Annotated in this window: 2 protein-coding genes; both read right to left on the reverse strand. The window is 72.1% G+C overall.

The window, feature by feature from the left end; translation table 11 throughout:
• Positions 1–290 precede the first annotated feature (290 nt).
• Positions 291–5,237, reverse strand: coding sequence for a type I polyketide synthase (locus tag ABT123_RS21870; RefSeq protein WP_351317155.1), 4,947 nt, complete (start codon positions 5,235–5,237; stop codon positions 291–293).
• 190 nt (positions 5,238–5,427) lie between these two features.
• Positions 5,428–25,260, reverse strand: coding sequence for an SDR family NAD(P)-dependent oxidoreductase (locus ABT123_RS21875; protein ID WP_351317158.1), 19,833 nt, complete (start codon positions 25,258–25,260; stop codon positions 5,428–5,430).
• Between the last annotated feature and the right edge of the window lie 15 nt (positions 25,261–25,275).

The raw sequence follows: 25,275 nt of genomic DNA on the forward strand, positions 1-25,275 counted from the left end.
CGCAGCGTCTCTTCATTCGCCATTTAACGCAACCACCCATTTGCAGCAGACGGCATCGGAAAACTGTGTGCAGAGCCGAGAATTGACATCGGGAAATGCGATCGCTTCATCCGTCGGGCGAAGCGACTGCTCGGCGGCAGGCTATTTCGCGCTCAATCCCCCCGACAACCCCTAACTGCCCCCTACGCACCCCTGGGTGGAGGAATGCGTAGGGGGCAGTTCATAGGGGGCAGTGACCCCCAGGGAATTACTCAGGGGGCTGGCCATCTTCACCAATAATCGGCAAGCCGTCAATAACGCCCGAGGCCCTTGTTGATAAAGGCGAACAGCTCCTCGTCGCTGGCGTCCTGGAGCTGCTCGACCTCGTCGAGCACGGCGTCCGGTGCGGCTGCCGCCCCACCGAGCCCGAGGCCGGCCACGGAGCCGTCCCCGGCACCCGGGCCGGCCTGCCTCCCGGCCGGGTCCTCGCTGTCGTTCCACTTCGCCAGCAGCGACTGCAGCCGCATCGTCACCCGGGCCCGTACGACGCTGTCGGAGGTGCCCCGTTCCAGTACGGTCTCCAGCTTGTCGATCTCCTCCAGCAGCGGGGCCCCGCCCGCCACCGCGTCGGGCACGATCCCGGCCAGCAGGTACGCGGCGACGGCGGCGGGGGTGGGGTGGTCGAAGACCAGGCTGGCCGGCAGCTTCAGCCCGGTCACCGCGCCGAGCCGGTTGCGCAGCTCGACGGAGGTGAGGGAGTCGAAGCCCAGTTCCTTGAAGGCCCGGCCGGCCTCCACCGCCGCGAGGTCGGCATGGCCGAGAACGGCGGCGACAGCCGTCCGGACCAGGTCCAGCAGCAGGCGTTCCCGCTCGACGTCGGGCAGCCCGGCCAGCTGCTGGGTGAGCGGCACTCCCCCGGCCAGGTCCTCGGCGGAGTCCCGTTCCGCGCTCTCGATGATCCGCCGGGCCTCGGGCAGCTCCAGGAGCAGCGGCCGGGGCCGGTCGGCGGTGAAGGCGAGGGTGAACCGCTTCCAGTCCATGTCGACCACGGTCAGGGTGGTCTCGTCGCGGTCGAGGGCGTGCCGCAGCGACGCCAGGGTCCGCTCGGGCGCCATGGCGAGAATGCCGTGGCGGCGCATGCGGTCGCCCGCCGCACTGTCGTCCCCATCCGCGCTGCCCCAAGGGCCCCAGGCGATTGAGGTCGCGGGCAGGCCAGAGGCGCGCCGGTACTCGGCGAAGGCGTCGAGGAAGGCATTGCCGGGCGCTTGGTTCCCCTGGCCGGGAGCGCCGAAGGTGGCGGCGAAGGAGGAGAAGAGGACGAACGCGGACAGGTCGAGGTCCTGGGTCAGCTCGTGCAGGTGGCGTGTCGCGTCGACCTTGACGCGCAGGACCCGCTCGATCTGCTCGGGGGTGAGCGCCTCGATGACGCCGTCGTCGAGGACGGCCGCCGTGTGCACGACCGCGGTGAGCGGCTGGTCGGCGGGTACGGAGGCGATGAGCGCGGCGAGGGCATCGCGGTCGCTGACGTCGCAGGCGGTGAGGGTGACCTGGGCGCCGAGCGCGGTCAGTTCGTCGCGCAGCCCGTCTGCGCCGGGGGCGTCGGGGCCGCGCCGGCTGGTGAGGATCAGGTGCTCGGCGCCGTTCTCGGCCAGCCAGCGGGCCACGTGCGCGCCGAGGGCGCCCGTACCGCCGGTGACCAGCGTCGTCCCGCGCGGACGCCACTCCCGCACCGCTGGCGTCTCGGCCAGGCGGGCGCGGACGAGCCTCCGTACGAAGACCCCGGAGGCGCGGACTGCGACCTGGTCCTCGGCTCCGTCACCGGCGAGGACTCCCACGAGCCGGTCGAGGGTCCGGTCGTCGGCCTGCGGGGGCAGATCGACCAGACCGCCCCAACGGCCCCCCTGCTCCATGGAGGCGACGCGGCCGAGACCCCAGATCAGCGCCTGCTCCGGGTCCTCGACCCGCTCGGACCGCCCGACGGCGACCGCGCCCTGGGTGACACACCACAGGGGTGCGGCCACGCCGGCGTCACCGAGTGCCTGAGACAGCGCGAGCCCGGCGGCGAAGGCGAGGAGGGAGAGGACGCCGGCGGGGGCAGTCCCGTCATCGGTGGCCGCCGTCAGGGTGGCGGTGAGCGCGTCACGGTCGGCCATGTCCGGGGTCACGGTGACGGTACGGACGTCCGCACCGCGGTCGGCGAGCACCCGCAGGACGGCGGTAGCTGTGTCACCGGCCGGGCCCTCCAGGGCCTCGGGCACGACGACCAGCCAAGTTCCGGAGAGACGAGTGGCGGTGGTGGCTTCGGCTTGGGGCTTCCAGGTGACCCGGTAGCGCCAGCCATCGACCGTTGACTGCTCGCGGCTCTGCCGCCGCCACGAGGACAACGCGGGAAGCAGGGCGGTCAGCGGCTGGTCGCCCTCAATACGCAGCTCGGCTGTGAGCGCGGCGAGATCCTCACGTTCGACCGCGTCCCAGAAACGGGCATCGACCGCGCTCTCCGCCGGCAGCACATCCGCCTCGACCAGCGCGGCCTCAGGCCAGTACCGCTGCGACTGGAAGGCGTAGGTCGGCAGATCCACACGCCGAGCACCCGTACCCGCGAACACCGCATCCCAGTCGACAGTCGCGCCCCGGACGTAAGCCTCACCCAGGGAGAGCCAGAAACGCTCCAGCCCGCCCTCATTACGACGCAACGACCCCAGAACGGCGGCCTCGCGGCCTGCGTCCTCGACGGTCTCCTGCATGCCGACGGTCAGGACCGGGTGCGGGCTGGACTCGATGAACACACCGAAGCCCTGGTCGAGGAGGCTGCGGGTGGCCTGCTCCAGCTCCACGGTCTGCCGCAGGTTCCGGAACCAGTAACCGGCATCCAGCTCAGGCCCCTTCACCCACTCACCCGTGACGGTGGACAAGAACGGCACCTCGGCCGCCCGCGGAACGATCGGCGCGAGAAGCTCGGCCAGCTCCTGCCGCAGCAGATCGACCTGCGCGGAGTGGGAGGCGTAGTCCACCGCGATCCGCCGGGCCCGAACTCCGTCCGCCTCACAGGTGACCAGGAGCTCTTCGAGGGCCTGGACCTCGCCCGAGACGACCACAGAGGACGGGCCGTTGACGGCGGCGACGGAGATCCGCTCCTCACCCCACACCGCGATCCGCTCCCGGACCTCCTCCGCGGGCAGCGGTACGGACACCATTCCGCCCAGACCCGCCAGGACTCGGCCGATGGCCTGACTCCGCAACGCCACCACCCGGGCCGCGTCCTCCAGCGACAGGATCCCCGCCACGCACGCGGCGGCAATCTCGCCCTGCGAATGACCGATCACCGCACCCGGACGCACACCCGCGCCCCGCCACACCTCCGCCAACGACACCATCACCGCAAACAGCGCAGGCTGAACCACATCCACCCGCTCCAGCGACGGCGCGCCATCGGCACCACGCAGCACATCCACCAACGACCAGTCGGTGAACGCCTCCAACGCCTTCGCACACTCATCAACCCGCGCAGCAAACGCAGGAGACGACTCCAACAGCGCCGCAGCCATCCCCACCCACTGCGAGCCCTGGCCCGGGAACACGAAGGCGGTCTTGCCACCCACCACGGACCCGGTCACCACACCCGCGGCGAGCGCACCCGACGCCACCGCAGCCACACCCGCCGCGTGATCACCGAACACCACCGCCCGGTGCTCCAGACCCGCCCGCGTCGACGCCAGCGACCAGCCCACATCCAGCGGATCCGCATCCGCCGACCAGCCCGCCAGCCGCTCCGCCTGCGCCCGCAACGCCCCCGCGCTCTTGCCCGACAACACCCACGGCACCACCGGCATGCCAGAGCGCACGTCAGACTCGGCCGCAGAAGCCTCCGCCTCCGGCGCCTGCTCCACGATCACGTGCGCGTTCGTCCCACTGAACCCGAACGACGACACACCCGCACGACGCGGGTGCGCCGTCTCGGGCCATGCCGTCTGCTCCGTGAGCAGGGCGACCGCGCCCGACTCCCAGTCCACGTGCGGCGACGGCTCGTCGATGTGCAGCGAGGCCGGCAGCACCCCGTGCTGCATGGCCAGCACCATCTTCATCACGCCGGCGACACCGGCGGCGGCCTGGGTGTGCCCGATGTTGGACTTGACCGATCCCAGCAGCAGCGGCTGCCCGGCCGCCCGCTCCTGGCCGTACGTCGCCAGCAGCGCCTGCGCCTCGATCGGGTCGCCCAGCGACGTACCCGTACCGTGTGCCTCCACCACGTCGACCTGGTCGGTGGAGAGCCGGGCGTTGGCCAGGGCCTGCCGGATGACGCGCTGCTGCGACGGCCCGTTCGGGGCGGTCAGCCCGTTGCTCGCACCGTCCTGGTTGATCGCCGAGCCCCGGACCACGGCCAGCACCGGACGCCCGTTCCGCCGCGCGTCCGACAGCCGCTCCAGGAGCAGGACGCCCACGCCTTCCGCCGGGCCGAAGCCGTCGGCTCCGGCCGCGAATGCCTTGCACCGGCCGTCGGCGGACAGGCCGCGCTGCTTGCTGAACTCCACGAAGAGCCCGGGGGTGGACATCACGTGCACGCCGCCGGCGACGGCCAGCGCGCATTCCCCGGCCCGTAGGGCCTGCACCGCCAGGTGGAGGGCGACGAGCGAGGCCGAGCAGGCGGTGTCGACGGTGACGGCGGGGCCTTCGAGGCCGAAGGTGTAGGACAGCCGGCCGGACAGCACGCTGGACGCGTTGCCGGTGCCGAGGTGGCCCGCGTAGTCCTCGGCGGCCTCCAGCAGCGGGGTGAGGTAGTCCGAGCCGTTCATGCCGACGAACACCCCGCACTGGCTGCCGCGGAGGACGTGCGGGTCGATTCCGGCGCGCTCGAACGCCTCCCACGAGGTCTCCAGCAGCAGCCGCTGCTGCGGGTCCATCGCCATGGCCTCGCGCGGGGAGATCCCGAAGAAGTGGGCGTCGAACGCGGACGCGCCGCTGAGGAAGCCGCCCTCACGGGTGGTGGAGGTGCCCTGGTCGTCGGGGTCGTCCGAGAACAGGTGGTCCAGGTCCCAGCCCCGGTCCGTGGGGAATTCGGTGAGGGCGTCACCGCCGGAGGCGAGCAGGTCCCACAGTTCCTCGGGGGACCGTACGCCGCCGGGGAAGCGGCAACTCATGGCCGTGATGGCGATGGGCTCGTGGGCCTGGCTCTCGATGTCCCGGAGACGTCCGTACGCCTCGTCGAGATCCGTTGTGACCTTCTTGAGGTATTCGCGGAGCTTTGCTTCGTTCGTCGCCACTGGCGCTTCACCTATTCGCGTGATCGAGACCGCGGAGGGACTCAGGGAAATTCAAGGGAGTTCAGGGGAGTTCAAGGGGACCCGAGGATATTGAGCAATTCCGGGAAGACGGTGGCCGTACCGCCGGAACAGGGGTTCCGGCGGTACGGCCTGGGGGTGGGTGGGGTTGGGGATGGGGTCGGGGTTGGGGTCAGCCCTGGCCGAACTTCTTGTCGATGAGGGCGAACAGTTCGTCGTCGCTCGCGTCCTCGATCTCGCCGGCCGCGGTCTCGCCGTCCGGCCGGCGCGCCTCGTTCCACTGCGCCAGCAGCGCCTGGAGGCGCACCGCCACGCGTGCGTGGGCCGCGTCGTCGCCGGCCGCGGCGGCCAGTTCCGCCGGGTCCAGCGCGGAGAAGGTGCTCTCGATGCGGTCCAGTTCCTCCAGTACGGAGAACGTGCGCCCGGCCGTGCCCTCCGGGGCCACCTCGCTCAGCAGTTGCCGGGCGAGCGCGGCCGGGTTCGGGTAGTCGTAGATCAAGGTGGCGGGCAGCCGGAGCCCGGCGGCGGCGCCGAGCCGGTTGCGGAGCTCGACCGCGGTCAGCGAGTCGAAGCCCAGCTCCTTGAACGCCTGCTCCTCGCCGACGAGTTCGGCCGACTTGTACCCGAGTACGGCGGCCACCTGGCCGCGCACCAGGTCCAGTACGGTCCGCTCCCGATCGGCGGCCGACAGGTCGGCCAGCCGCTGCGCGAGCGGCTGCTCACCCGCGCCGGCGGAGGCGGTCGCGGCCGTGTCCTCCGCCCGGGTCGCGCCGGAGGTCATCGCCGCCGACCGCCGCTGCTGCTGCCGTACCGGAGTCCGGACCAGGCCGCGGAACACGGGCAGGATCCCGCCGTCCGCGGCCCGGGCCCGCAGGGTCGGGAGGTCGACCGCGACCGGCAGCAGCACCGGCTCGTCGTCCGCCGCGAGGGCGGCGTCGAAGAGCGCCAGGCCGTCCGCCGCCGACAGCGGTGCGACTCCGCCGCGTGCGGCGCGTTCCCGCTCCGCCTCGGTGAGCCGGCCCGCCATGCCGCGCTCCTCCGCCCACATGCCCCACACCAGGGACAGGGCGGTGAGTCCGTGGGCGCGCCGGTGGCGGGCGAGGGCGTCGAGGAAGACGTTCGCCGCCGCGTAGTTGGCCTGGCCCGCGGCACCGAGGGTACCGGCGGCGGCGGAGAAGAGGACAAAGGCGGACAGGTCGAGGTGACGGGTCAGCTCGTGCAGGTGGAGCGCCCCTTCGACCTTGGGCCGCAGGACCCGGTCGACGCGGTCGGGGGTGAGCAGGTCCACGACCCCGTCGTCCAGGACGGCCGCGGTGTGGACGACCGCCGTCAGCGGACGCTCGGCGGGTACGGACGCCAGGAGCGCGGCCAGCGCGTCCCGGTCCGCAACGTCGCAGGCAGCCCAGGTGACCTGTGCTCCCAACGCGGTGAGCTGTGCGGTGAGTTCGGCGGCGGTGTCCGTCTCGGCGCCCCTGCGGCCGGTCAGCAGCAAGTGCTGCACACCGTGTTCGGCGACCAGGTGGCGGGCGAGGAGGCCGGCGAGTCCGCCGCCGGCTCCGGTGACGAGGACCGTGCCGCGGGTGTCGATACGGCTCTCCGCACCCCCGGCGGCCTCCGCCCGGGCGCTTACCCGGGCCAGCCGGGGTACGTACAAGGCCCCGCCTCGTACGGCCAGTTCGGGCTCATCGGAGGCGAGAGCAGCGGGCAGGACCCTACCGGAAGCGTCGTCAGCGTCGAGGTCGACGAGGACGAACCGGTCCGGGTGCTCCGTCTGTGCGGCCCGCACCAGACCCCATACCGGGGTGTGGGCGAGATCCCTGGCCTCGGTGTCCGTGTGGGCGGCCACCGCGCCGCGGGTGACGACGGCGAGCCGCGCACCGGCGAACCGGCCGTTGTCCAGCCAGCCCTGCACGGTCGCGAGGGCCCGGTGCGTGACCTCACGCACCTCCTGCGCCGTGGAACCGACCTCCGTGCGAAGGGAGTCCGCCATGAACGGCACGACCACGGTGTCGGGCACCGGCTGCCGACCAGAGCGGACGGCCTCGTCCAGCGCGGCAAGATCCCCGTACGCCGCAACGGGCACGCCCACACGCCCCAGGGCAGCGGCGAGGAATTCCCGACCCTCGCCTATGACCGCGAGCGTCGTGGCGGCCGGCCGGGCCGGGACCGTCGTACGCACCCAGTCGAGCCGGAACAGCGAGTCGTGCACCCCGGCGGCCGGGGCCACCGCGAACCGCTCGACCTCGAGCTCCCGGGTGACCAGGGCCTCAACGGACGCGACGGGCACGCCCTGCTCGTCGGCCAGCTCGACGGACACGGTGTCCGCATCACCGGGGGTGATGCGCAGGCGCAGGGCGTCCGCGCCGACCGCGTGCAGCCGTACGCCGCGCCAGGCGAACGACTCCCGTCCCGTGTCACCTGTCGCCGCCAACGCCTGTACCGCGGTGTCGAGCAGCGCCGGGTGAAGGGCGAACCCTCTTGCAGTGGCGCGCAGTTCATCGGTGAGACGCGCCTGCGCGAAGACCTCCTGGCCCCGCACCCAGACCTGGGTCAGGGTCCGCAGGGCCGGACCGTGGTAGAGCCCGGCGGCCGTGAGCCGCTCGCGGACCGTCTCGACGGAGACCTCCTCGGCGTCGGCGGGCGGCCAGGCCCCACTGTCGGCGATGTCGGCGATGTTGCCGGCTTCGCTGTCGGTGAGGCAGCCGGTGGCGTGCCGGGACCAGGTCCAGGACCCGGCGTTCGCCCCGTCGCTCTCGGCCGTCTCCGGGCGGCTGTGCACCTGCACGGACCGCCGCCCGTCGTCGTCCGCCCCGCCGACGGTGAGCCGGAGCTGTACCGCCCCGTCCTCCGGGAGGACGAGCGGCGCCTCGCCGATCAGCTCCTGCAGGTGGCCGCAGCCGACCTCTTCCCCGGCCCGCAGGGCCAGTTCGACGAAGGCCGCGCCGGGCACGACCACGGAGTCGGCCACGACGTGGTCGGCCAGCCACGGGTGCGTACGGCGGGAAAGCCGACCGGTGAACAGGAACCCGCCGGTGTCCGGCAGCTCGACCGCGGCACCGAGCAGGGGGTGCCCGGCCGACTCGACGCCGAGCGAGACGGCGTCCTCGAGCGCGGCGAAGGAATCCACCCAGTAGCGCTCGCGCTGGAAGGCGTAGGTGGGCAGGTCGACGCGCCGGGCGCCGGTGCCGGCGTAGTACGCCTCCCAATCGACGGCGACGCCGTGGACGTGAGCCTGGGCGAGGGCGGCGACGAGCACCTCGGCCTCGGACCGGCCCTTGCGGAGCACGGGCACGAAGGCGGCGTCCTCCGTCACGCAGTCCTGCGCGAGTGCGGACAGCACCCCGTCGGGCCCGAGCTCGACGTACGCCGTCACGCCTGCCGCCTCCAGGGCGCGCACGCCGTCGAGGAAGCGGACCGCCTCCCGGACGTGCCGGACCCAGAAGTCGGCCGAGCCCATCTCACCGTCGGAGACGAGAGCGCCGGTCAGGTTGGACACGATCGGCATGCTCGGAGCCTCATACGTGAGCCCCTCCGCCACCTTGCGGAAGTCGGCCAGCATCCCGTCCATCTGCGGCGAGTGGAAGGCATGACTGACGGTCAGCCGCTTGGACTTGCGACCAGCGAAGGACTCGGTGATCGCGAGCGCCGCATCCTCGTCACCGGCGATGACGACGGACGTCGGACCGTTGATCGCGGCAATGCTCACCCGATCGGTCAGCAGCGGCAGGACCTCGTCCTCCGAAGCCTCCACCGCGATCATGACCCCACCGGCAGGCAATGCCTGCATCAGACGACCACGCGCCGCCACCAGCACACACGCGTCATCCAGGGAGAACACCCCCGCCACATGCGCGGCGGCGATCTCACCGATCGAATGCCCGGACAGGAAGTCCGGCCGCAGGCCCCAGCTCTCCACGAGCCGGAACAGCGCCACCTCCACCGCGAACAACGCCGGCTGCGTGAACTCCGTCCGGTCCAGGACGGCACCCTCGGACCCGAACAGCACATCCTTCAGGGGCAGTTCCAGATGGGCGTCCATCCGGCCACAGATCGCGTCGAGCGCGTCCGCGAACACCGGGAAGGCTTCGTACAGTTCACGCCCCATCCCGAGCCGCTGGCTCCCCTGCCCGGTGAACAGGAAGGCGACCCGCTGCTCCGTGCTCGCCACGCCCTGGGTGAGCTCGGCGACGGAGTCGCCTGCCGCCAGCGCGGTCAGCGCCTCGCGATACCTCTCCCGCGCTTCCGCGACGACCACAGCACGATGGTCGAGCACCGCCCGGCCCGCCGCGAGCGAGTGACCGACGTCCACAGGGCGCAGCTCGCCGTGTCCGTCGAGGTGGGCGAGGAGCCGGGCGGCCTGGTCGCGCAGGGCCGCTTGCGTCCTGCCCGACAGGATCCACGGCTGGCTGCCGTGGGGCTCGGCTTCCTCCGTCTCGGGGACCTCCGGTGCCGGTGCCTGCTCCAGGATGGTGTGGGCGTTCGTACCGCTCACACCGAACGAGGACACACCGGCCCGGCGCGGACGGCCGGTCGCCGGCCATGCCCGCTGCCCGGTCAGCAGCTCGATGTCACCGGCGGTCCAGTCGACGTGCGGGGTGGGCTGGTCCACGTGCAGGGTCTCCGGGAGCACCCCGTGCTGCATCGCCAGCACCATCTTCATCACACCGGCGACACCGGCCGCAGCCTGCGTGTGCCCGATGTTCGACTTGATCGAACCCAGCAGCAGCGGCCGATCAGCCGCCCGCTCCTGCCCGTACGTCGCCAGCAGCGCCTGCGCCTCGATCGGGTCCCCGAGCCGGGTACCCGTACCGTGCGCCTCCACCGCATCCACATCCGCAGCCGACAGACCCGCGCTCGCCAGAGCAGCCCGGATCACCCGCTGCTGCGACGGACCATTGGGCGCCGTCAGACCATTACTGGCACCGTCCTGATTGACGGCCGAGCCACGAACGACAGCCAACACCGGGTGACCGTTACGACGCGCGTCAGACAGCCGCTCCACGAGCAGCATGCCCACACCCTCGCCCCACCCGGTACCGTCCGCGTCGGCGGCGAAGGCCTTGATCCGGCCGTCCTCGGCGAGCCCGCCCTGGCGGGCGAACTCGACGAACGCACCCGGCGTCGACATCACGGTCACACCGCCGGCCAGGGCGATCGAGCACTCGCCGTTGCGGAGCGCCTGCACCGCGAGGTGCAGGGCCACGAGCGACGCCGAGCAGGCCGTGTCGACGGTGACCGCCGGCCCTTCGAGACCGAAGACGTACGACAGCCGGCCGGAAACGACACTCGCGGAGTTCCCGGTGCTCATGAAGCCGTCACCACCGTCGGCGGAGTTCAGCACGAGCGAGAGGTAGTCCTGCCCGTTGGTACCGACGAAGACGCCGGCCTGGCTGCCGCGGAGAGACGTCGGGTCGATACCCGCCCGCTCGAACGCCTCCCACGAGGTCTCCAAGAGGAGCCGCTGCTGCGGGTCCATGGCCACGGCCTCTCGCGGCGAGATACCGAAGAAGCCGGGGTCGAACTGGGCGACGTCGTAGAGGAATCCGCCTTCACGGGCGTACGAGGCTTCCTGCTCGGACCGCGGCCCGAACAATTCCTCGGCGTCCCAGCCGCGGTCGGCCGGGAACTCACCGATCGCGTCGCCCCCTGCGGCCAGCAGCTGCCAGAGGTCCTCGGGGGTACGCACGCCCCCGGGGAAGCGGCAGCTCATCGCGACGATCGCGATCGGATCGTCGTCGACGGCGTTGGCCGTCGGAACGAGGGCGGCCACCGCGGCCTCGGTGCCGAGCAGTTCACCGCGCAGGTGGTCGGCGAGGTCGGCGGAGGTCGGGTAGTCGTAGATCAGCGTGGCCGGGAGTCGCAGCCCGGTGGCCGCGCCCAGGCGGTTGCGCAGCTCGACCGCCGTCAGCGAGTCGAACCCGAGCTCCTTGAAGGCCCGTCCCGCGCCGACGCTCTCCGCGCCGGCGTGGCCGAGGACCGCTGCGACCTCCTTCCGTACGAGATCAAGCAGCAGCCGGTCCCGCTCGGCGGCGGAGAGGCCCGCCAGCCGCTGTGCGAGGGAGGTCCGGCCGTCGGCAGCCCTGTCTGTCCCGCCGTTCTCGTCCGCACGCGCGGCGAGGGCGTTGCGGGCCTCGGGGAGTTCGGCGAGGAGACGGCTGGGGCGTACGGCGGTGAAGCCGGGAGCGAACCGGTCCCAGTCCACTTCCACGACGGTGACGGCGGTGTCGTTCGCGTCGAGCGCCTGGCCGAGGGCCTCGACCGCCGACTCGGCGGCCATGGGCGGTACGCCGCCCTTGCGCATACGGCTGTCCAGGCCGCCGTCGGCGGCCATGCCGCCCTCGGCCCACGGACCCCAGGCGATCGAGGTCGCGGCCAGGCCGGCGGCACGCCGCTGCTCGGCGAGAGCGTCCAGGTAGGCATTGGCCGCGGCGTAGTTGGCCTGACCGGCCGTACCCCACGTGCCGGTGACGGACGAGAAGAGCACGAAGGCGGAGAGCTCGATACCCAGCTCGACCGTGAGCTCATGCAGGTTGAGCGCGGACACGGCCTTGGCGCGCAGCACCGTCTCGAATCGGTCGGGCGTCAGCGTGTCCAGAACACCGTCATCGAGCACACCGGCGGTGTGGACCACCGCGGTCAGCGTGGCGGCCTCGGCAGCGAGCAGCGCACGGAGAGAGTCCCGGTCGGCGGCGTCACACGCGACGACAGACACCTCCACACCCAGCCCAGACAGCTCCTCCACCAGCTCAGCAGCACCGGGAGCGTCAGCACCCCGGCGGCTGGTCAGCACCAGACGCTCGGCACCCGCCCCCGCCAGCCAGCGAGCAACCCGGCCGCCCAGCGCACCCGTACCACCGGTGACCAGAACGGTCCCCGACGGCGTCCAGGAGCCCGTACCCCCACCAGCGGCCCGGACGAGTCGACGCCCGAAGATCCCAGAGGACCGCACGGCAACCTGGTCCTCACTACTGCCGGCAAGTACACCAACCAGACGGGCCATCGCCCGCTCGTCCCACACCTCGGGCAGGTCGACCAGACCGCCCCAACGCTGCGGAACCTCCAAGGCAGCAACCCGGCCCAGACCCCACACCTGGGCCTGAACCGCCGACGTCAGCCGGTCCGACCGGCCCACACTCACCGCACCACGGGTCAGGCACCACAGAGGCGCCTCCACCCTGGCATCACCCAACGCCTGCACCAGAGTCACGGTCGGGACAACAGCCGCGGTCTCGTCCACGGCAAGGAGAGAAACCACACCGACAACGGGACCAACATCCGACAGCAGACCGGCCAGAGCCGCACGATCTGTACCTGTCTCAACGATGACCTGCCGGACCTCAGCCCCACGCTCGGCCAGCGCACCGACCACGACCGAGTCGTCCACGCCCTCCGCCGAAACCACCAGCCACAGCCCCGACAGCCGCACGCCGGACACAACGTCCGTCAACGGCTTCCACGACACCTGGTAACGCCAACCATCCACGCCGGAGGGCTGGGTCTGCAGGCCACTCCGCCGTACCAGCGCCGCTTCCGGCCAGTACCGGCGGCGCTGGAAGGCGTACGTCGGCAGGTCGACCCGCACAGAACCGGTTCCGTAGACCGCATGCCAGTCGACGGCGATCCCACGGACATGGCTCCGGGCCAGAGCGGCCATCGCCGTCTCGGCCTCCGGACGCCCCTTCCGTACGACGGGTACGAAAGCAGCGGCTCCGCCTTCGGTGACGCACTCCTGGGCGAGGGCGGACAGCACCCCGTCGGGGCCGAGCTCGATGTACGTCGTGACGCCCGCGGCCTCCAGGACGCGAACGCCGTCCAGGAACCGCACCGCCTCCCGCACATGCCGCACCCAGAACTCCGCCGAACCCATCTCATCCGAGACCAGGGCCCCGGTCAGGTTCGAGACGACCGGAATACGCGGAGCCGCGAACGACAGCCCCTCCACCACCTGGCGGAAGTCCTCCAGCATCCCGTCCATATGCGGCGAATGGAACGCGTGACTCACCGCCAGACGCTTGGACTTCCGCCCCGAGAAGGCCTCCACAACGGCGACCGCTGCGTCCTCATCACCAGCAATGACCACCGACGTCGGGCCATTGATGGCCGCGATGCTCACTCGCTCGGTCAGCAGCGGCAGAACCTCGTCCTCCGAAGCCTGCACCGCGATCATCACGCCACCGGCCGGCAGCGCCTGCATCAGCCGACCACGAGCCGCCACCAGTGAGCACGCATCGTCCAGGGACAGCACACCCGCGACATGCGCGGCGGCGATCTCACCGATGGAGTGCCCGGACAGGAAGTCCGGCTTCACGCCCCACGACTCCAGCAGCCGGAACAGCGCCACCTCCACCGCAAACAACGCCGGCTGCGTGAACTCCGTCCGGTCCAACAGCTCCGCATCAGACCCGAACAGCACGTCCTTCAACGGCAGTTCAAGCCGCTCACACACCGCATCCAGCGCCTCCGCGAACACCGGGAACGCGTCATACAACTCACGCCCCATACCCAGCCGCTGGCTGCCCTGCCCGGTGAACAGGAAGGCAACCTTCCCACCAACCGGCGATCCCTCGACCACTCCCGCCGCCGAATCACCCTCCGCCAGCGCCGCAAGACCGGCCAGCAGACCTTCACGGTCCGCAGCAACCACCGCCGCACGCTCTTCGAACGCCGCACGGCCCGTTGCCAGAGTCCTGCCGACATCGGCCAGACGCAGCTCGGGGTCCGCGAGCAGCCGCACGTGCAGGCTGTCGGCCTGGGCCCGGAGCCCCTCGGCGGTCTTCGCCGAGATCACCAGCGGCAAGGGCAGGAGCCGCGGATCCACCGACCCGGCGTCCTCCTGCGGCAGCGGCGCCTGCTCGATGATGGTGTGCGCGTTCGTACCACTGAAGCCGAACGAGGAGATACCGGCGCGGCGCGGGCGGCCGGTCGCGGGCCATTCCCGCTGCTCGGTGAGCAGGGCGATCTCCCCCGCCTCCCAGTCGACCTGCGGCGAGGGCGCGTCGATGTGGAGGCTCTGCGGCAGCACCCCGTGCTGCATGGCCAGCACCATCTTGATCACACCGGCGACACCGGCCGCGGCCTGCGTGTGTCCGATGTTCGACTTGATCGAACCGAGCAGCAGCGGCTGCTCGGCCGGCCGGTCCTGGCCGTACGTCGCCAGCAGCGCCTGCGCCTCGATCGGGTCCCCGAGCGTGGTGCCGGTACCGTGCGCCTCCACCGCGTCCACCTCGGCGGCAGACAGTCCGGCACTCGCGAGAGCGGCACGGATCACCCGCTGCTGCGAGGGACCGTTCGGCGCCGTCAGACCGTTGCTGGCACCGTCCTGGTTGACGGCCGAGCCCCGGACCACGGCGAGCACCGGGTGGCCGTTGCGGCGGGCGTCCGACAGCCGCTCCACGAGCAGCATGCCCACGCCCTCACCCCACCCCGTGCCATCGGCGGCAGCGGCGAAGGCCTTGATACGGCCGTCCTCCGCCAGCCCGCGCTGACGGCTGAACTCGATGAACGTACCGGGGGTCGACATCACGGTGACGCCGCCGGCCAGGGCGAGCGAGCACTCGCCGTTGCGGAGCGCCTGGATCGCCCAGTGCAGGGCGACCAGCGACGACGAGCAAGCCGTGTCGACCGTGACGGCCGGGCCTTCGAGACCGAACACGTACGACAGTCGGCCGGAGACGACGCTCGCCGCGTTGCCCGTACCCAAGTGGCCTTCGAGCCCGGCCGGTTCTTCCAGGAGCACGGACAGGTAGTCCTGGCCGTTGGTGCCGACGAAGACACCCGCCTGGCTGCCGCGCAGCGTCTCGGGGTCGATACCGGCGCGCTCGAAGGCCTCCCACGAGGTCTCCAGCAGCAGTCGCTGCTGCGGGTCCATGGCGAGGGCCTCGCGCGGGGAGATGCCGAAGAAGTCGGCGTCGAAGTCGGCGGCGTCGTAGAGGAAGCCGCCCTCCCGGGCGTACGAGGTGCCCTGCGCACCCGGATCGGCGTCGTACAGGGCATCGAGGTCCCAACCCCGGTCCAGCGGAAGGTCCGAGATCGCGTCGGTGCCGGACGCCAGCAGCTGCCAGAGGTCCTCCGGAGTCCGCACGCCACCCGGGAAGCGGCAGCTCATCGCGACGATCGCGATGGGGTCGTCCTCGACCGCCGTGGCGACCGGGCCGGCCACCACGAGCTGCGTGCCGAGGAGTTCGGAACGCAGGTGGGCAGCGAGGGCGGCCGGCGTCGGGTAGTCGTAGACGAGCGTGGCCGGCAGTCGCTGTCCGGTGGCGGCGCCGAGCCGGTTGCGCAGCTCCACAGCGGTGAGCGAGTCGAAGCCGATCTCGCGGAAGGCCCGTCCGGCCTCGATGTCCTGGGCACCGGAATGGCCCAGAACCTCGGCGACCTGCGTACGGACCAGGTCGAGGAGGAACGGTTCCCGGTCGCTCTCGGACATGCTCCGAAGGTGCTCGGCGAGCGAAGCGGCCGAACGCTCGGGACGATCGCCCACATGCTCCGAACCGCGGGTGACGGCCTTGGCCTCAGGCAGATCGGTGAGCAGCTTGCCGTCACGCACCGCCGTGAAGCCGGGCACGAACCTCGCCCAGTCGAAGTCGACGATCGTCAGGGCTGCTTCGTCGGAGCCGACGGCCTGCTGAAGCGCGGTGATCGCGAGCTCGGCGTTCATGGGCGGTACGCCGCCCCGCCGCATCCGGGCCTCGAGCGCGTCGTCGGCGGCCATGCCGCCCTCGGCCCAGGGACCCCAGGCGATCGATGTCGCGGCCAGGCCTGCGGCGCGCCTCTGCTCGGCGAGGGCGTCCAGGTAGGCGTTCGCGGCGGCGTAGTTGGCCTGACCGGCCGCACCGATCGTGCCACTCATCGAGGAGAACAAGACGAACGCCGACAGCTCGATACCCAGCTCGACCGTCAGCTCATGCAGGTTGAGCGCCGACGTCGCCTTGGCGCGCACCACGGTCTCGAACCGCTCGGGCGTCAGCGCGTCCAGCACACCGTCATCCAGCACACCGGCGGTGTGGACCACCGCGGTGAGCGTGGCAGCCTCGGCAGCAAGCAGCGCACGGAGAGAATCCCGGTCGGCGGCGTCACACGCCACGACCGATACCTCCACACCCATCCCGGACAGCTCCGCCACCAGCTCTGTGGCTCCGGGAGCGTCGGCGCCACGGCGGCTGGTCAGCACCAGGCGCTCGGCACCCGCACCTGCCAGCCAACGAGCAACCCGGCCGCCCAGAGCACCCGTACCACCGGTCACCAGAACGGTCCCCGACGGCGTCCAAGAACCCCCACCAGCAGCGGCCCGAACAAATCGACGCCCGAAGATCCCAGAGGACCGCACCGCAACCTGGTCCTCACCACTGCCGGCCAGTACGCCGACCAGACGGGCCATGGCCCGCTCGTCCCACACCTCAGGCAGGTCAACCAGACCGCCCCAACGCTCAGGCAGCTCCAAAGCCGCCACCCGGCCCAGACCCCACACCTGAGCCTGAACCGCAGACACCAACCGATCCGAACGACCCACACTCACCGCACCACGAGTCAGACACCACAACGGCGCCTCCACCCCGGCATCACCCAACGCCTGCACCAGGGCCACCGTGGAATCAACCCCAGCAGCCTCATCCAGCGCGAGGAGAGAAACCACACCGGCAACGGAATCGGCATCCGACAGCAGACCTGCCAGAGCCGCACGATCCGAACCGGGCTCAACGACGACCCGACGAACCTCAGCACCACGCCCAGCCAGCGCACCCACCAAGGCCGTGTCGTCCACGCCCTCCGCAGAAACCACCAGCCACAGCCCCGACAACCGCACACCGGACACAACGTCCATCAACGGCTTCCACGACACCCGGTATCGCCAGCCGTCGATCTCGGACCGAACCACTTCCGGCCAGTAGCGCTGCCGCTGGAAGGCATACGTCGGCAGCTCCACCCGCCCGGCACCCGTACCGGCGAAGAAGGCGGACCAGTCCACCTCCACACCCCGGACATGCGCCTGGGCCAGCGAAGCAACCACCGTCTCGGCCTCGGAGCGTCCGTTCCGCAGGACGGGCACGAAGGCGGCGCCCTCACCCGTCACGCACTCCTGGCCCATGGCCGAGAGCACGCCACCCGGACCGAGTTCCACGTACGTCGTGACACCCGCGTCCTCCAGAGCCCGCACACCGTCCAGGAAGCGCACCGCCTCCCGCACGTGCCGCACCCAGAACTCCGCCGAACCCATCTCATCCGAGACAACCGTTCCGGTGAGGTTCGACACGACCTGGATGCGCGGGGCTTGGAAGACCAGCCCCTCCACCACCTGGCGGAAGTCCTCCAGCATCCCGTCCATGTGCGGCGAGTGGAACGCATGGCTGACCGTCAGCCGCTTGCTCTTCCGCCCCGGGAAGGCCTCCGCGACGGCGACCGCCGCCTCTTCGTCACCGGCGATGACCACCGACTGCGGACCGTTGACCGCCGCAATGCTCACCCGCTCGGTCAGCAGCGGAAGAACCTCATCCTCCGACGCCTGCACCGCGACCATCACACCACCGGCCGGCAGCGCCTGCATCAGACGACCACGAGCCGCCACCAGCACACACGCATCGTCCAGAGACAGCACTCCCGCCACATGCGCAGCAGCGATCTCACCGATCGAATGCCCGGACACGAAGTCCGGCCGCACACCCCAGCTCTCCACCAGCCGGAACAGCGCCACCTCCACCGCAAACAACGCAGGCTGCGCAAACTCCGTCCGGTCCAGCACATCACCATCGGTCCCGAACAGCACATCCCTCAGCGGCAGTTCCAGCCGCTCACACACCGCATCCAGCGCATCCGCGAACACCGGGTAGGCGTCATACAGCTCGCGCCCCATCCCCAGCCGCTGACTCCCCTGCCCCGTGAACAGGAACGCCAGCCCACCACCCGACACCGCACCCTGCACCAGACCCGGCACCTGCTCACCGGCGGCCAGGGCTGCCAGGCGTTCGACGAGTGCCTCGCCGTCCGACGGCGCGCCGATCACCACCGCGCGGTGCTCCAGAGCGGCGCGGTGCGTGGCCAGGGAGTGGCCGAGGTCGAGTGCGCCGTGGTCGCCGGACGTCGCCACGGCGTCGGCCGCGGTCGGGCGGAGTCGTTCCGCCTGGGCTCGCAGGGCGGCTGCCGTACGGCCGGAGACGAGCCACGGCAGCACAGGAAGGCGGCGCGGTTCGATCGGGGCCGCTTCGGGCGTGTGCTGCGGTGCCTGCTCGATGACGGCGTGGGCGTTGGTGCCGCTGTAACCGAACGACGAGATGCCTGCCCGGCGCGGGCGCCCGGTCTCGGGCCATGCCCGCTGCTCGGTCAGGAGCTCGATGTCGCCGGCCGACCAGTCCACGAACGGGGTCGGCTCGTCCACGTACAGCGTCTGCGGGAGCAGACCGTGCCGCATCGCCATGACCATCTTGATCACACCCGCAACACCGGCCACTGCCTGCGTGTGCCCGATGTTCGACTTCACCGAGCCCAGCAGCAACGGCTGCTCGGCCGGCCGGTCCTGGCCGTACGTCGCCAGCAGCGCCTGCGCCTCGATCGGGTCGCCCAGCCGGGTACCCGTACCGTGCGCCTCCACCGCGTCCACGTCCCCGGCGGTCAGGCCCGCATCGGCGAGGGCTTCGCGGATGACGCGCTGCTGCGAGGGGCCGTTGGGGGCGGTGAGGCCGTTGCTGGCGCCGTCCTGGTTGACGGCGGTGCCCCGGACGACCGCGAGGACCGGGTGGCCGTTGCGGCGGGCGTCCGACAGCCGCTCCAGGAGCAGCAGGCCGACGCCTTCCGACCAGATCGTGCCGTCAGCGGCAGCGGCGAACGCCTTGATCCGGCCGTTCTCCGCGAGGCCGCGCTGACGGCTGAACTCGGTGAACGCGCCGGGCGTGGACATGATGGTCACCGCGCCCGCGAGTGCCATCGCGCACTCGCCGCGGCGCAGGGCCTGGGCGGCAAGGTGCAGGGTGACGAGCGACGAGGAGCAGGCCGTGTCGAGGGTGATCGCCGGACCCTCCAGGCCGAAGGTGTAGGAGATCCGGCCGGAGACGACGCTGGCCGCGTTGCCGGTGCCGAGGTGGCCTTCGAGACCGTCGGCGTCGTTCAGCCAGAGCTGGAGGTAGTCCTGGGCGTTCGAGCCGACGAACACTCCGGTGCGGCTGCCGCGCAGCGCGGTCGGGTCGATGCCGGCCCGCTCGAACGCCTCCCACGAGGTCTCCAGCAGCAGTCGCTGCTGCGGGTCCATGGCGAGGGCCTCACGCGGCGAGATCCCGAAGAAGGCGGCGTCGAAATCGGGCGCCTCGTGCAGGAAGCCGCCCTCACGGACGTAGCTGGTGCCCTCGCGGTCGGGGTCGTCGCTGTAGAGGGTGTTGAGGTCCCAGCCGCGGTCGGCGGGGAAGGCGGTGATGCCGTCGCGGCCTTCGGCGAGCAGCTGCCACAGGCCCTCGGGGGAGGTGATGCCGCCGGGGAAGCGGCAGCTCATCGCGACGATGGCGATCGGGTCATCGTCATCCGCGGCGCGTACTGCGGCGGCGGCGGCCGGTCGGCGGGCCGGAAGGCTGCCTTCGCCGGCAGCCTCCGGGAGGTCGCCGACGATCTCCTGGCGGAGGTACTGGGCGAGGGCAGTCGCCGTCGGGTAGTCGAAGACCAGGGTGGCGGGCAGGCGGCGGCCGGTGGCCTCGCCGAGCAGGTTGCGCAGTTCGACGGCGGTGAGCGAGTCGAAGCCCAGCTCCTTGAAGGACCGCCCCGGCTCGACGGCGGCAGCGCCCGGGTAGCCCAGCGCCGTAGCGACCTGCTTGCGTACGAGGTCGAGCAGCGTGCGGTCCTGCTCGGCGGCCGGGAGGCCGGCCAGGCGCTGCCGCAGGGCGGACGCGCCCTCCGCCGCGGCGGCCGTGCCGCCCGCGGACCGGCGGGTGGGAACCCGTACGAGCCCGCGCAGCAGCGGGGACAGGGTGCCAGCCTGGGCCTGCGTGCGCAGACCGGCCGGGTCGATACGCATCAGGGCCGGCGCGGCCTCGTCGATCCGGTGCACGAGATCGAAGAGGTCGAGGCCCTCCGCCGAGGTGAGCGGGGGCAGTCCGCCGCGGGTCATACGGCTGATGTCGGCGTCGGTCAGGCTGCCGGCCATGCCTGCGCCGTCGGCCCACAGGGCCCAGGCCAGGGAGGTGGCGGGGAGGCCGAGGGACCGGCGGTGCTGGGCGAGCGCGTCGAGGAAGACGTTGGCCGCCGCGTAGTTGCCCTGTCCGGCGCCGCCGAAGACGCCGCCGATGGAGGAGAAGAGGAGGAAGGCGGAGAGGTCGAGGTTCCGGGTCAGCTCGTGGAGGTTGCAGGCCGCGTCGATCTTGGGGCGCAGTACGGCCGACAGCCGCTCGGGGGTGAGGGAGGTGATCACGCCGTCGTCGAGGACGCCGGCGGTGTGGACGACCGCACCGAGCGGGTGCTCGGCGGGGACGGCCTCCAGTACGGCGGCCAGCGCGTCCCGGTCCGTGACATCGCACGCGGCCCAGGTCACCGAGGCGCCCGCGGCGGTGAGTTCGGTGGCGAGCTGCTGCGCCTCGGGGGTGGATCCGCCGCGGCGGCCGACGAGGAGCAGGTGCCGTACGCCGTGCTCGGCGACGAGCCGGCGGGCGATCAGGCCGCCGAGGAGGCCGCCGGCGCCGGTGATCAGGACGGTCGAGTCCGGCGCGTACGCCACCTGCTGTTCGGCGGTCTCGCGGGCCACCCGGGTGAGGCGGAGCGCGTGGACGGTGCCGGCGCGGACGGCGAGTTGCGGTTCGCCCGCGGCGAGGGCGGCGGGCAGGGCGCGTACGGAGTCCTCGGTGCCGTCGGTGTCGACCAGCAGCAGCCGGTCGGGGTGCTCGGACTGCGCGGAGCGGAGCAGGCCCCAGACGGCTGCGTGGACCGGGTCGGTGACCGTGTCACCGTCACCGCCATCGCCGTTACCGGTCGCGACGGCGCCCCGGGTGAGGACGATCAGGCGGGTGGCGGCGAACCGGTCACCGGTGAAGCGCTCGTCGCCGAGCCAGGTCTGGGCGAGGGCGAGGGCGTGGTGGGTGGCACGGTGCACGGCCTCGGCGGAGAGCTCCGGGGCCGTGGCGGACAGGTCGGCGGTGGCCTGTCCATAGGCGACGAACACGGCGTCGGGGACGGACGTCGCGCCGGCCTCGACCGCCGCCGCCAGCTCGGCCAGGTCGGCGTAGACGGCGATCTCGCCGGTGGCGGGGAGCAGTGCGCCGGGGACCTTGGCCCCCAGGACCGCCCAGTGGCCGGCGGGCGCCGCGTCCGGACCGCCGACGCCGACGCCGGCAGCGGTCGGCAGCTCCGTCCACTCCGCGCGGAACACCGACTCGTGGTGGGCGGTGCGGGCGGCCTGGACCTGCTCGGCCGATACGGCCCGCAGGACGAGCGAGTCGACGGTCGCGACGGGCGCGCCCGTCGGGTCCGCGATCTCCAGGCGTATGCCGTCGGTCCCCTTCGGGGCCAGGTGCACGCGCAGGGCGTCGGCGCCGCTCGCGTGGAGGGTCACCCCGCTCCATGCGAACGGGAGCCGGCCCTCGCCCTGGGTACCGCCCAGGACGCCGAGGCCCAGCGTGTGCAGCGCAGCGTCCAGCAGAGCGGGGTGGAGACCGAAGTCTCCTGCCGCGGGGGCGGTTTCCTCGGGCAGCGCGACCTCGGCGTAGACGCTGTCGCCGTGCTGCCAGGCGGCGGTGAGGCCGCGGAACGCCGGGCCGTAGCCCATGCCGACCTCGGCGAGGTCGGCGTAGAGGCTTTCCGTGGCGAGGGGCTCGGCGCCCGCCGGGGGCCACTGCTCCGGCGCGAAACCCGGCGCGAAACCAGGCGGGGCCGCGACGGCGCCGGGAGCCAGGACACCGCCGGCATGCCGCGTCCAGGGCTCGTCGGCCGCGCTGTCCTTCGGACGGGAGGAAAGGCTGAACGCCCGCCGGCCCGTACCGTCGGCATCGGGCGCGCTCACATGCAGCTGGATCTGTGCGCCGCCGCGTTCGGGCAGGATGAGCGGCGCTTCAAGCGTCAGCTCCTCGACGGCGGTGCAGCCGACCTGGTCGCCGGCCCAGATTGCGAGGTCGACGAAAGCGGTACCGGGCAGCAGGATGCTGCCCATCACGGCGTGGTCGGCCAGCCAGGGGTGAGTGGCCGGCGAGAGCAGTCCGGTGAAGACGAAGCCCTCGGAGTCGGCGAGGGCGACCGTCGCGCCGAGCAGCGGGTGCGCGGCCTCGTCCAGGCCGGCCGCGCCGAGGTCTCCTACCGGGGTGCCCGGCTCGATCCAGTAGCGCTGCCGCTGGAAGGGGTAGGTGGGCAGGTCATCGACGCGGCGGGCGTCGGCGGCGGTCACGGCGAAGTACGCCTGCCAGTCGACCCGGATCCCGTGGGCGTGGGCCCGGGCGAGGGCGGTGACGAGCACCTCGGCCTCGGGCCGGCCCTTGCGGAGAACCGGCACGAAGACGGCGTCCTGCTCCACGCAGTCCTGGGCGAGGGCGGACAGCACACCGTCGGGCCCGAGCTCGACGTACGCCGTCACGCCCGCCGCCTCCAGAGCGCGCACGCCGTCCAGGAAGCGGACCGCCTCCCGGACATGCCGCACCCAGAAGTCCGCCGAACCCATCTCACCGTCGGAGACAAGAGCGCCGGTCAGGTTCGACACGACCGGGATACGCGGGGCGTCGAACGACAGCCCCTCCACCACCCGACGGAAGTCCTCCAGCATGCCGTCCATGTGCGGCGAGTGGAACGCGTGGCTGACCGTCAGGCGCTTGGTCTTGCGGTCGGTGAACGCCTCCACCACGGCCGTCGCAGCGTCCTCGTCACCGGCGATGACCACCGAGCGCGGGCCGTTGACGGCCGCGATGCTCACGCGATCGGTCAGCAGCGGCAGGACCTCGTCCTCCGAAGCCTGCACCGCGACCATCACGCCACCGGACGGCAGCGCCTGCATCAGGCGCCCACGGGCCGCCACCAGCGCGCACGCGTCCTCCAGGGACAGCACCCCGGCGACGTGCGCGGCGGCGATCTCACCGATGGAGTGGCCGGCCAGGAAGTCCGGCTTCACCCCCCACGACTCCAGCAGCCGGAACAGCGCGACCTCGACCGCGAACAGCGCCGGCTGGGTGTACTCGGTCCGGTCCAGCAGCTCCGCATCCGCCCCGAACAGGACGTCCTTCAACGGCAGTTCCAGCCGCTCACACACCGCATCCAGCGCATCCGCGAACACCGGATAGGCGTCATACAGCTCACGCCCCATCCCCAGCCGCTGGCTGCCCTGTCCGGTGAACAGGAAGGCGACCTTCCCGCCGGCCGGCGAGGCCTTCACCACACCCGCCGCCGCGTCGCCCGCCGCCAGCGCCGCGAGGCCGGCCAGCAGACCCTCACGGTCCGCGGCCACCACCGCCGCGCGGTCCTCGAAGGCGGCCCTGCCGACCGCCAGCGACCGGCCGACGTCGACCGGGCTCAGCCCGGGGTGCTCCCCGGCGTGGGCCAGCAGGCGCTCCGCCTGCTCGCGCAGGGCGTCCTGGCCCTTGGCCGACAGAAGCCAGGGCACTGGCGCGACCTTCGGCTCCGGTCCCGCGTCGCCGTCGGTCCGCTCCGGGGCGGTGCCGGCGTCCCGGTCGGCTTCCGGCGCCTGCTCGATGATCGTGTGCACGTTGGTACCGCTGACACCGAAGGCGGAGACGCCGACCCGGTACGGGCGGCCGGTCTCCGGCCACGCCCGCTGCTCGGTGAGCAGCGAGACCGCGCCCGCTGACCAGTCCACGTGCGAGGTCGGCTGATCCACGTGCAGGGTCTTGGGCAGCACCCCGTGCCGCATCGCCATGACCATCTTGATGATGCCGGCGATGCCGGCGGTGTTCTGGGTGTGTCCGATGTTCGACTTCAGGGAGCCCAGCCACAGCGGCCGGTCCGCGGGACGGTCCTGCCCGTACGTCGCCAGCAGCGCCTGCGCCTCGATCGGGTCACCCAGGGTCGTACCCGTGCCGTGTGCCTCCACGGCGTCGATGTCCGCGGCGGTCAGGCGGGCGCTTTCGAGGGCCTGGCGGATGACTCGCTGCTGGGCGGGGCCGTTGGGGGCGGTCAGGCCGTTGCTGGCGCCGTCCTGGTTGACGGCCGAGCCTCGGACGACGGCCAGGATCCGGTGCCCGTTGCGCCGCGCGTCGGAGAGGCGCTCCACCAGCAGGACGCCGACGCCCTCCGACCAGCCCGTGCCGTCCGCCGCTTCGGCGAAGGACCTGCAGCGGCCGTCGGGCGACAGGCCGCGCTGGCGGCTGAACTCGACGAAGACGTCCGGGCCGGCGAGGACGGTGACGCCGGCGGCCAGGGCCAGCGAGCACTCGCCCTGACGCAGGGCCTGGACGGCCATGTGCAGGGCGACCGAGGAGGACGAGCACGCCGTGTCGACGGTGGCGGCGGGGCCCTCCAGGCCGAAGACGTAGGCGAGCCGGCCGGAGACCACGCTGGAGGCGGTACCGGTGAGGAGGTGGCCCTCGACGCCGTCGGGCAGGTCGTACGAGCCGGCGCCGTAGGCGTTGGCGGACGCGCCGACGAAGACACCGGCGCGGCTGCCGCGCAGGGTGGCCGGGTCGATGCCGGCCCGCTCGAAGACCTCCCAGGTGGTCTCCAGCAGCAGCCGCTGCTGCGGGTCCATGGCGAGGGCCTCGCGCGGGGAGATCCCGAAGAACGCGGGGTCGAAGTCGGGGGCCTCGTACAGGAATCCGCCGTGGCGGGCGTACGTGGTGCCGGGGTGGTCGGGGTCGGGGTCGTACAGCGACTCGACGTCCCAGCCGCGGTCGGCGGGGAAGCCCGAGATGGCGTCGCCGCCGCTCTCGACGAGCTTCCACAGGTCCTCGGGCGAGCCGATTCCGCCGGGGAAGCGGCAGCTCATGCCGACGATCGCGATCGGTTCGCGCGAAGCGTCGGTGAGCTCCTGGTTCCGGCGGCGCAGCCGCTCGGTTTCCTTCAGGGAGGCCCGCAGCGCTTCAACGACTTTTTCGTTCGGGGTGGTCATCACTTACTCCGCACT

The organism is Streptomyces sp. NPDC002054 (assembly GCF_040296685.1).
Taxonomy (GTDB): domain Bacteria; phylum Actinomycetota; class Actinomycetes; order Streptomycetales; family Streptomycetaceae; genus Streptomyces.